Raw genomic sequence first — 9,669 nt, 5'->3', positions numbered from 1 at the left:
TTGGTGAGTTTAGCCCTTCGGCCCCACTCCGATCCCTTCCCGAACTCGGTTGTGAAACGTTGGCGCGGCTACGATACTTTGAGGGTTGCCTCTTGGGACAATCGCTCCTTGCCAGGCCTAATTTTTAACTCAAAACGCTCTACTGTTTGTTCAGTGGGGCGTTTTTAGTTTTGGGCTGTGATTAGCTTGGAAACCCTGCGTCGGCTTCGGGAGGATGTCAGGCCTTTTCGTTTTCGTTAAAGCTGGCTTGAACCCGGAAAGGATTTTACCGGGTTGGAGGTTTATGATGGACTTGTCTTTTCTTTCAGGAGTCGGCAATGTCCCGCCATTTAGAACGTTTGCTAGAGCTGGACAACCTGATCCGCTCTAGTCAACGGCCTACCAGTCAAACGTTAGCAGACTGTCTGGAGGTGAGCGATCGCACCATCCGCAATGATTTGGCTTTTTTGCGCGATCGCCTATCCGCCCCCATCAAATACACCAAACCCCAAGGCTGGCACTACACAGACCCTCACTGGAGACTGCCCAGCATCGCCCTCAGTCACGGGGAACTCTTTGCCCTCATCCTCGGTGCAAGGATGCTAGAAGCCTATGCCGGATCCGCCTACGAACCCGAATTACGCTCCTCCATTCAGCATCTCTCAGAACGTCTCCCCGAACAAACCTGGATTAACTTGCAGCAACTCGCCGATGAACGGATCATCTTTCGCAGTGGTGCAGAAACCAACCTCAACCCCGAAATTTGGGCGCAATTAATAGAGGCCTGTCACAAAAGCCAAAAAGTCTGGCTTCGCTACTATGCCGCCACCCGTAACCAAGAATCCGAACGTATCATTGACCCCTATCTCCTCCATGTCTATCGCGGCACAAACCCCTACGTCATTGGCTTTTGCAACAAACGTCAGGACATACGCTGGTTTCGTATCGACCGCATTCAAGACATACGCCTCCTTGACCAAACCTTTGAACGTGACCCCAATTTTGATCCCAAGACCTATCTCGAAAAAATCTTTCAGCACGAAGTCGGAGGGCATCCTGTACCCATTGCGATCTGGTTTGATGCGGCCACAGCACCCTTTATCCGAGAGCGTCGTTGGCACGTTACCCAAGAAATTACCGAACACCCTGACGGTTCCCTCACCTTGCATTTAGTAGCTTCTGGCCTCAACGACCTCAAGCGGTGGGTGTTGGGGTATGGCAAGGGTGCAAAGGTCAAGGAACCACCGGAATTAGTGGCCTTAGTCAAGGCAGAACTAGAGGGGATGATGCAACATTACGATTTGTTAGGAGGCTAGAGGGATAAATAGTGATTCAGATGGGATTTTTTCCTTTGGATAAAATCAATGGCGGGTCATTAAAACTCGCTGTTAATCTTTAAGGTGGGTAATGCCCACCTACCCTAAAGTTTTTTAAAAAAATGGAGGAATTGTCACCATGAGACAGCAATTAAGGCTTCAACTCTCCCCAGAAATAATCCAACCCTTTTGCCAACGTCATCATATTCGCAAACTGTACATTTTTGGCTCTGTTTTGCGAGATGATTTTACTCTAGATAGTGATCTAGATATTCTGGTCGAGTTTGAACCTGATCAAATTCCGGGATTAGCATTTTTTGAGCTACAAGATGAACTCAGCGAAATTTTGCAATGTCGAGTGGACTTAAATACTGTCGGTTTTCTGAGTCCTCAAATTAGGGAAAAAGTTTTAGCCGAGGCCGTACTTCAGTATGCCAAACCCTAGAACAAAGGAAAGATTGCGGGATATGTTAAACCACGCTCAAGAAGCCATAACCATTATGCAATCCAAAACCCGTCAAGACCTTGATAGCGATCGCCTTTTAAATCTTGCTATCGTTCGCTTACTTGAGATTATAGGGGAAGCAGCCAGTCAAATTCCCAAAGAAGATTGTCGTCAATATCCTACCATTCCTTGGCACGCCATTGTCAGTATGCGAAATCGCCTAATTCATAATTACGGCAATGTGGATCTTGATATCGTTTGGCAAGTGGTTACTCAAGATTTACCAACACTCACTAAAAATTTAATTGAGATCACAACAAGAGATTGAGAGTTCCCAGAGTCATTTTGGTTTTCGCCCCCTGCACAACTTTATTCAACACATCTGTAGTTAACCATGAATTTTCTAGAAGTTCAATTCTCTCTGCGAGGACAAACTTTACCCGCAGATCACGGTTACGCTCTCTATTCTGCCCTCAAAAAATACTTACAGTCTCTAGACTCTGAGCAACAGAAGGAATTCTTGATAGAGCGCAACTTACCCCCAGATTTATTGATTTGTAGTATTGCCGGAATTCCCAATCAAAATGGGATTATTTATCTGAATCAAAATGCTCGGTTTCGCTTACGTTGTCCCGCAGAAAATGCTGCCCAATGGTATCGCATTCTCCAGAACCAAGTTTTAGATATTAGAGGTCACTTAATCCGCTTTATTCAACCCCGTCTTACTTTACCCCAAGCGAGTGAAATCCTAAAAGCGCGCTTAGTCACCTTTCGTTTAGACAATTGGAATAGTAACGAAGCCCCCGTGTATTTTCTAGAATCTTGTCAAAAAAGATTAGCAAAATTAGACATCAACGCTCAGGTTTATATTGATAGTAATGATCAGGGAAATTTAGCCCAACGAGCAATCAAAATTCATGGCAAAAATGTTCTGGGTTATGGTGTGACAGTCGAAGGATTAAATCCCGAAGATTCTCTCAAGTTGCAAGGGATGGGTTTAGGGGGACGCAAACATTTTGGTTGTGGGTGGTTTTATCCGGTTCAGGAGGTCGATCATGGAAACGAGATTAGAGCCTAATTTGTTATTAGCTAAATCCTTTAAAGCTGGACAGTGGAAGGGGTCTTATAGTTTGGTGGGACATACGGCAGATGTGGTTAATGCAGTCAGCACGTTAGTGGATATTTTAGGAGATCGATTACTCCAGCAATTTGATTTAAACTATTCGTTCAATTTCCTTAAATCCACGGTTCGGAAAGCGGCTTATCTCCATGATTGGGGCAAGGCAAACCATCATTTTCAACAAGTGGTTAGACAGCAAAGGAATCCTCTTCATGAACCTCAAATGATCCGTCATGAAGTGGCATCTGTGTTATTAGCTTGGGAGTTTCGAGAATGGTTAGAACAAGGAGATGGCGATTTTCTCACCGCTTTAGTAGCTGGGGGTGGACACCATCTTAAATTAGGAGGAAAAAAAGGAAAGGTAACGGATGAGTTCGGAGAAATTCGTCAGAGTGGAGAGGATCGTTTACTTCTTTATGCTGTCACTCGAATCCATGGAAAGTTTCAATATCATCCCTATTTTCGTCCTTTGTTAAAATATGGTATAAAAGCTTTAGGTTTGCCTCCTAAAATAACTCTCAGTCAAAAACCCTCTGAATCTTGGTCTGTGTCTACTATCAAACAAAAACGGGGGGATATCCAATTATTTTTTGAAGAACAATGGCAACCTAATCCTGTATTTTTAGCTGTTATCAAAGCTTTAGTTATTGCCGGAGATGCGGTTGGTTCAGCGATTCCCAATACTAACTTATCCATCCACAAATGGATTACAGAAGAGGTAGAACGGACACTTGATGAAGCTAAGTTAGATCAGGTCATTGCAGGGCGATTAGAGGGGAAAACTTTACGGCCGTTTCAAATTCAATTAGCGGAAACTTCTACCCGAGTGACCCTGGCCCAAGCGGGATGTGGTACAGGGAAAACATTAGGGGCTTATAATTGGGCAAGGGCTAAAGCTTTGGGACGAAAACTAATCTTTTGCTATCCCACAACGGGAACCAGTACGGAAGGCTTTTTAGATTATGTTCATGATCAGGTAGACTCTATTTTGCTCCATTCTCGCGCTGATGTGGACTTAGCCATGGCTACCACGGGGGAAGAAGAGGAAGCGGGAGAGACGGTTAACAATGAAGTAGCTTTGAAGTTAGAGTCTTTTCAAGCTTGGGGTCGTGAGGCGATTATTTGTACTGTGGACACGGTGTTAGGGTTGCTCCAATGTAATCGTAGACCCATTTATTGTTTTCCGGCGATCGCGCAGGCCGCTTTTGTCTTCGATGAAGTTCACTGTTACGATGAACGTCTCTTTGGGGCATTATTGCGCTTCCTAGAGGTCGTTAAAGCCCCCATCCTCCTCATGTCTGCATCCTTCCTCCCTTGGCAACGGACAGCCCTTCAGGATGCCGTAGGTGAACCTCTAGACATCATTTCGGGTCCTCCAGAATTAGAAACCCAACCCCGTTATCGCTTCCACTATAGCGAACAGATGGACTGGTCAAGAGTGACCCAAGAACTCGAAAAGGGGGGGAAAGTCCTCTGGGTGTGTAATCAGGTCAACACGGCCATTTCCGTCTATCAGGAAGCGCGAGAGAGGGGACTGAACGCGCTTTTATACCATAGTCGCTTTCGCTATGAAGACCGAGTACAACATCATCGCGCTGTAGTCGGTGCTTTTAAACCGGAACACCAGGAACCGGTTTTAGCCATTACAACCCAAGTGGCGGAAATGTCCCTTGATCTTTCCGCAACGTTGTTAGTAAGTCAAGTAGCAAATCCGGCAGGACTCATTCAACGTTTAGGTCGTTTAAATCGTCGCTATTGTGGTCGTCCTTTAGATGCCCTATTTTATCCAGATGAGAAAGTTGGCTATCCCTACTCATCGGAAGAACTCAATCAAGGTTTACAACTCATTCAATCCTTCCCCGGAGACGTTTGTCAAAGAGATTTAGCCCAATGGTTGGAAAATATAGCGGTTCAAGGTCAACCGGAAACGGACTCTGTTTTACTGGATAAAACATGGCAAACCTATTCTACGTCTCTCCGTAAAGCTAGCTTTAACGCTACGGTTTTACTAGAGCAAGATTTGCCCATGCTTAAAATATTGGGGAGGAAACAAATACCTCGCTATACCGTTCCCATTCCCATAAAGTCTAAAGAAATGAAAGCATGGAAGAAATACAAACTTTATCCCCTTGCACCCACCCAAAAATGGGACTATTCATCAGAATTTGGCGCGACAAAAAATTGAGGTCTATTTAGGAAAATGACAAGCTTCACTTTATCAATTTTTAACCCCAATACCCTCCTAGTCCATCGGGCTGGAATTGCAGGTTTAGCCTTGGCTTTAGACTCCATTGATTCCCAGCAAGTGCCGTTCACTTGGCGGGTTACAGAGGATCAAGTACATCTGAATTGGGACGGGTGCGATCGCGATGCCTTCCTCAGTCTCGTCCAACACACCTATCAGATTAAAGAGGGTTACTTAAATGTTCCTGCCTTAAAACTGGATTACCAAGGAAAATACACCTTTACCGAAGGCGTTGTCACCACCTTTCTCCAACATGGCAAACAACGCAAACAAAGCAAAGAAGCCCAACTCTTAAGCTTTGCCATTGATGACGCAGAAATTACCCGTTCTTTTCGTCTTCTGGAGGACTGTTACTATACCCGAGACTTTAAAGAAGCCTTCACCACCAAAGGAGCATTTAAACCCCAAATTCCCCTCAAAGGACACCACATTCCCGGCTTAGTTGAATGTTTCATTCACGGGGCTTATCAAGAATCACCCGAAAACTTTATTTCACTGGTTTTTCTCCCCCTAGCTTGTCACTACTATCAACTGTCTGGCTTTCGTTCTGCCGTCGTTATTCCTGAAGTAACAAACCTCAAGCAATGGGTAAAACAACGACAAAAATCATCCGGCAGAACCTACCAAGATTTTCGCTCTAGTAGTGCGGGAGAATCGGGTTTACGCTTTCTCTTGCAGGAGAAAATTCTGGAAGATAACCAAAGATTTCGCATAAACTATTGTGAAGTTTATCAACTGGGAAAACAACAATGGGATGGAAGTCAAAACTACTTGAAACAAGCCGTATTTCGTGTTAAAGTAGATGATGAAATCTTAAACCTCTACAACTCAGCTTTTCAATTTTTCCATCCGCAAATTCGTAAAAATGAGAAAGGAGAAACCTGGTTAGCCATCTCTAAAGTTTTACCTTGGCTGTGCGACAACCTTATTCTCGGCAAGCCCTGGTATTCCGGCTTTTACGAATTTTACAAACAAAACAAACTCTATGAACGCAAAGGATTGGTCAAAATGAGTCAATACTTAGATACCTTAGAACAGACCTTTTTTGATGCCGTACAAGGGGCATTTAGTAGCTATTTACGGGAGCAAATTTTACAAGCGAACAAACAAGGTCGTCAACTCGATTATCCCCAAGTCACCAATAAAATTATTACGCGCTTACAACGTCCTAGCACCCAACAGGACTTTGCTAAAACAACTGTTGACTTTTTAAGTCGTCATCGTAGTAAAGCGACGCGAGGTGTTGGCGCAGAGATTTATCAGTGGCTGCATAAAGATAATAATTGGAAAAAAGCCCGGGATTTAGCTCTACTTGCCATTGCCAGTTACACCGGAAAAGGGAAAGATGGCACACCAGAAATTCCCGAAGAAGTTTTAGATGAATCCCTGACCACAGATGATTCTGAAGAAGGCTTTGAAGCTGAAATTTAAACCTAAAAGGAATCGTTAAATTTCTGTCTCACCTCTGTACAAACTTACCTTACTATAAGGAGAAATAACATGACTCAACATCTTTTTGTCACCATCGTTACCCCCACCGCCATTGCTGCTAATAACCGAGGAGAAGGAGATGGTAGTACCCTATCCACCCTCCAAAAAATTACTCGCGGTAATGACCAATATACCACTGTCAGCGCCGATGCTATTCGTTGGGGTTATCGGGAATGTTTACAGAATCTTTATCCTGAACAGGTCAATCGGACGTTTAATCCTGAAACGGACAAATATGAGATTAAAAACGAGAAATATGACCCTAAAAAATACATTGATGATGACCTTTTTGGCTTTATGGATGCCAAAAAAGACAAAGATAACAAAGATGCTACCACGAAACGGCGAGGCGTATTAGAAGTCAGTCGAGCGATTAGTTTAGACCCCTACTGGGGTGATATTGTCTTTGGTTCAAAAGGGGGAGAAAAGGGTAAAACTTCGATTCACAATACAGAAGTTCACTGTACAGCTTACCAGTACACTTTAGCCTTAACTCCCAATAGTTTAAAAGACCAGAAACGGGCTGAAATGTTATTAAAAGCCATTCCTGCCATTCAGCACGTCGGAGGAAATCATGCTCGATTTTTATATGAATTTCGTCCAGAATCCTTAGTATTGCGAGTCACCAAAGATCCTAGTCCTTGGATTATGAACTGTTTTGAACGAGTGGGTGAGTCTGTGGGATGTCCTCGTTTAATTCGCTTAGTTGAAGTGGGAGATATTGCCCCCTCGGAATTAATTGTAGCGGGTGAAATTGCCGATACTCCCTATGGAAAACAACTCCAAAGTTTAGGGGTGACAGTGTGCCGAGGCATCAAGGAAGCGATTAGTTCCGCTCAAAAACGTTTAGAATCGGAGGCAAGGGTTTAATGAGTGATTTACTCTATCTTGAATGTCCTTGTACTAGCTTCCCGCGTAGCTTTGCGAGAGACTACCGAGAAACCTATCTCTATCCTCCTCCTTCCACCCTCTATGGGTTTCTCTTATCCCTTGTCGGAGAAACAGATTTAACGGCACATTTGGGGGTCAAATTAGCCGTTGGTTTGATTGGAGAAACTCCTACGGTTTCTCAGATTGTTCGCAAACAACGACATCATAAGTTTAGTAAAACGCACAAAGGGATTTATCCAACCAGTCAGTTTTCTAAACCTAATTTTCAAGAGATTGTCACGGAGGTAAAGATTGCCCTCAAAATTGATTCTAGTGCAGAGTCTGCCTCAGTTAAACTCGATGAACGGGTGAGCATTGCCTTATCCACTCCTGAACAAATTAGTCGTTTTGGTGGGTTATCTTTAGGGGAATCTTGGGCGTTAATTAATGGCATTAGAACCTATCGTCCAGAAGATGGTAATATTCAATGGCTAGAGAAAGATAATCGGGGTTTAATTGCCTTGCCGATTTGGATTGATCGTCAAACAACCCAAGGAAGATTTCAACGCTTCAGTTTGAATGAATCTGGAGAGTTGAATGAGAATTGTTGGACTATCATTGAAGTTCCTACTGTGGAGGGTAAGGCTAAGTCCAGCCAAAAACGAACCCAAAAGAGATGAAGTTATCCCGAAAAGGAGTTTGGTGTTTTGTTCAGCACTGAATTCATTTGATTTCACTCTTGCGCGTTAAATTGTAGGTTGGGTGGAGCGACAGCGAAACCCAACATTTCATAGTTAACAAGATTGGTTTTAATTTTTAAGGGCTGACACGCCCTACGAAAATTTCCATCGCGTTTATTAACGCTATATTTTAATGAAGCATTTAACATCAAAACAAAGAAATAAATTAGCCCAAATAGCTAGCAGTTATCCTAATTTATATTGTGTTGAATGTGCTTTAGCTCTAAAAAAGTATCTAAAATCACTAGGAATCAAAGGCAAAATCATTAAGATAAATACACAAGCTGATTTAGATTATCGCAATTGTTTTATTTATGATGATAGTATTGGAGGTGATGCCATTTCAGAAACAGGATATCATGAAGGAGTTTTAATCACTGTAGATCGTGTTGAAATGGTTTTTGACAATCATCATCCTAATGGAACACCTAAAAGAGAATGGTTAGCTAATTTTCAGTTTTTTGGTAAAATCCATTTAGGACAAGAGCTAGTGGTTATTGAAGAAGAATTTTAAATAATAAGGAATTGAGCTATGTTAAATGTAGAAAAAAATAACAACAATAAAAACACCGAAGAATATCTCTATGATTTGTTAGAACGAATAAAACAACGTCCTGGGATGTATTTAGGAAGAGTGTCTTTAACTCGTTTGAAAATGCTTTTATTAGGTTACGGTATGTCTAGAGGGGAGTTGGGATTACAATTAACACAACAAGAAAAACAATTTTCTCAATTCCAGAAATGGATACAAGAAAAATATGATGTCAAGTCGTCTGAAGGTTGGGAAAATATTATTTTATCTCAAGTAGATGATGAGAGATTAGCCTTCGAGTTATTTTTTGAGTTGTTTGAACAGTTTAGTTGTGCTAGTTTGAAAGGTTAGTCAAATCGTAGGTTGGGTGGAGCGACAGCGAAACCCAACATTTCAGGATTAATAAAATTAGTTCAAATTAAAGTCAAAACTATTCTTCAAGTCGGAACATTTTTTACCGGGTTGCAGGGTTAGATTAGTCATCAAGTAATCTACCAGTGATTAAAGGATGACTATGCAAGCTATCGATTTAGACCTAAGCAATGTTCTACAACCTGCACCCGAAACCTTGCGGGTTTGTTCCCTTCATGCTTTCGCCTACTGTCCCCGTCTTTTCTACTTGGAAGAAGTGGAAGAACTTTATACCCAAGATGCGGCAGTTTTTGCGGGACGACGACTCCATGAAGGGATTGAGTTGGAAGAGGGAGAAGAATGGCAAGATTTGTATTTGGAGGATGAATGCTTGGGGTTACGGGGACGGGTGGATGCACTGCGGAGTCGTGACGGAAAGACGATTCCCTATGAACTTGACACTCCCATCGCTAAAAGCGAGGGATTCTTGGTTCAACGAGTTTCCTTAACTTGGCAGGACGTATCCAACCAAGCCAGAGGGAATCTCTCCCCAAGCGTGAGTTCCGGTATGCCCTACCGT

The 9,669-nt window shown here is 42.9% G+C and carries 11 protein-coding genes and 1 rRNA gene; all 12 read left to right on the top strand.

Annotation, left to right across the window (positions count from 1 at the left end; all coding sequences use genetic code 11):
- A 5S ribosomal RNA gene (gene rrf / locus K4A83_RS20690) occupies positions 1-117 on the top strand.
- A gap of 200 nt (positions 118-317) precedes the next feature.
- Complete coding sequence (locus tag K4A83_RS20685; protein WP_265266596.1) at positions 318-1,295, top strand: helix-turn-helix transcriptional regulator; 978 nt, start codon at positions 318-320, stop codon at positions 1,293-1,295.
- A 139-nt stretch (positions 1,296-1,434) separates the two neighbouring features.
- Positions 1,435-1,740 (top strand): nucleotidyltransferase family protein, encoded by a 306-nt coding sequence (locus K4A83_RS20680; protein ID WP_265266595.1) that lies wholly within the window; start codon positions 1,435-1,437, stop codon positions 1,738-1,740.
- Entirely contained in the window at positions 1,727-2,068 is a 342-nt protein-coding gene (locus K4A83_RS20675) for a HepT-like ribonuclease domain-containing protein (RefSeq protein WP_265266594.1), read from the top strand. Before K4A83_RS20680 ends, K4A83_RS20675 begins: the two co-directional genes overlap by 14 nt.
- Positions 2,069-2,134: 66 nt before the next feature.
- On the top strand, positions 2,135-2,818 hold the full coding sequence (cas6, locus tag K4A83_RS20670) for a type I-MYXAN CRISPR-associated protein Cas6/Cmx6 (RefSeq protein ID WP_265266593.1): 684 nt from the start codon (positions 2,135-2,137) through the stop codon (positions 2,816-2,818).
- Complete coding sequence (gene cas3, locus K4A83_RS20665; protein WP_265266592.1) at positions 2,796-5,045, top strand: CRISPR-associated helicase Cas3'; 2,250 nt, start codon at positions 2,796-2,798, stop codon at positions 5,043-5,045. Before cas6 ends, cas3 begins: the two co-directional genes overlap by 23 nt.
- 15 nt (positions 5,046-5,060) lie before the next feature.
- The gene (gene cas8a1, locus K4A83_RS20660) at positions 5,061-6,536 is read left to right on the top strand and encodes a type I-MYXAN CRISPR-associated Cas8a1/Cmx1 (RefSeq protein ID WP_265266591.1); all 1,476 of its coding nucleotides are present in this window, start codon (positions 5,061-5,063) and stop codon (positions 6,534-6,536) included.
- A gap of 69 nt (positions 6,537-6,605) precedes the next feature.
- Positions 6,606-7,466: a type I-B CRISPR-associated protein Cas7/Cst2/DevR gene (gene cas7i / locus K4A83_RS20655; protein ID WP_265266590.1), complete on the top strand. Its 861-nt coding sequence runs from the start codon at positions 6,606-6,608 to the stop codon at positions 7,464-7,466.
- The gene (gene cas5 / locus K4A83_RS20650; protein ID WP_265266589.1) at positions 7,466-8,146 is read left to right on the top strand and encodes a CRISPR-associated protein Cas5; all 681 of its coding nucleotides are present in this window, start codon (positions 7,466-7,468) and stop codon (positions 8,144-8,146) included. The genes cas7i and cas5 overlap by 1 nt, the downstream gene beginning before the upstream one ends.
- 193 nt (positions 8,147-8,339) lie before the next feature.
- Positions 8,340-8,720: a papain fold toxin domain-containing protein gene (locus K4A83_RS20645; RefSeq protein WP_265266588.1), complete on the top strand. Its 381-nt coding sequence runs from the start codon at positions 8,340-8,342 to the stop codon at positions 8,718-8,720.
- An 18-nt stretch (positions 8,721-8,738) separates the two neighbouring features.
- Positions 8,739-9,089 carry a hypothetical protein gene (locus K4A83_RS20640; RefSeq protein WP_265266587.1) on the top strand — a complete coding sequence of 117 codons (351 nt, stop codon included), beginning with the start codon at positions 8,739-8,741 and terminating at the stop codon, positions 9,087-9,089.
- 163 nt (positions 9,090-9,252) lie between these two features.
- The coding region (locus tag K4A83_RS20635) for a CRISPR-associated protein Cas4 (RefSeq protein ID WP_265266586.1) at positions 9,253-9,669 on the top strand (417 nt) is incomplete at its 3' end.

This window comes from Spirulina subsalsa FACHB-351 (assembly GCF_026130165.1).
Lineage (GTDB): Bacteria > Cyanobacteriota > Cyanobacteriia > Cyanobacteriales > Spirulinaceae > Spirulina_A > Spirulina_A subsalsa_A.
Note: the sequence above shows the minus strand (reverse complement) of the source record. Positions and strands in the feature narration are given on the sequence as shown.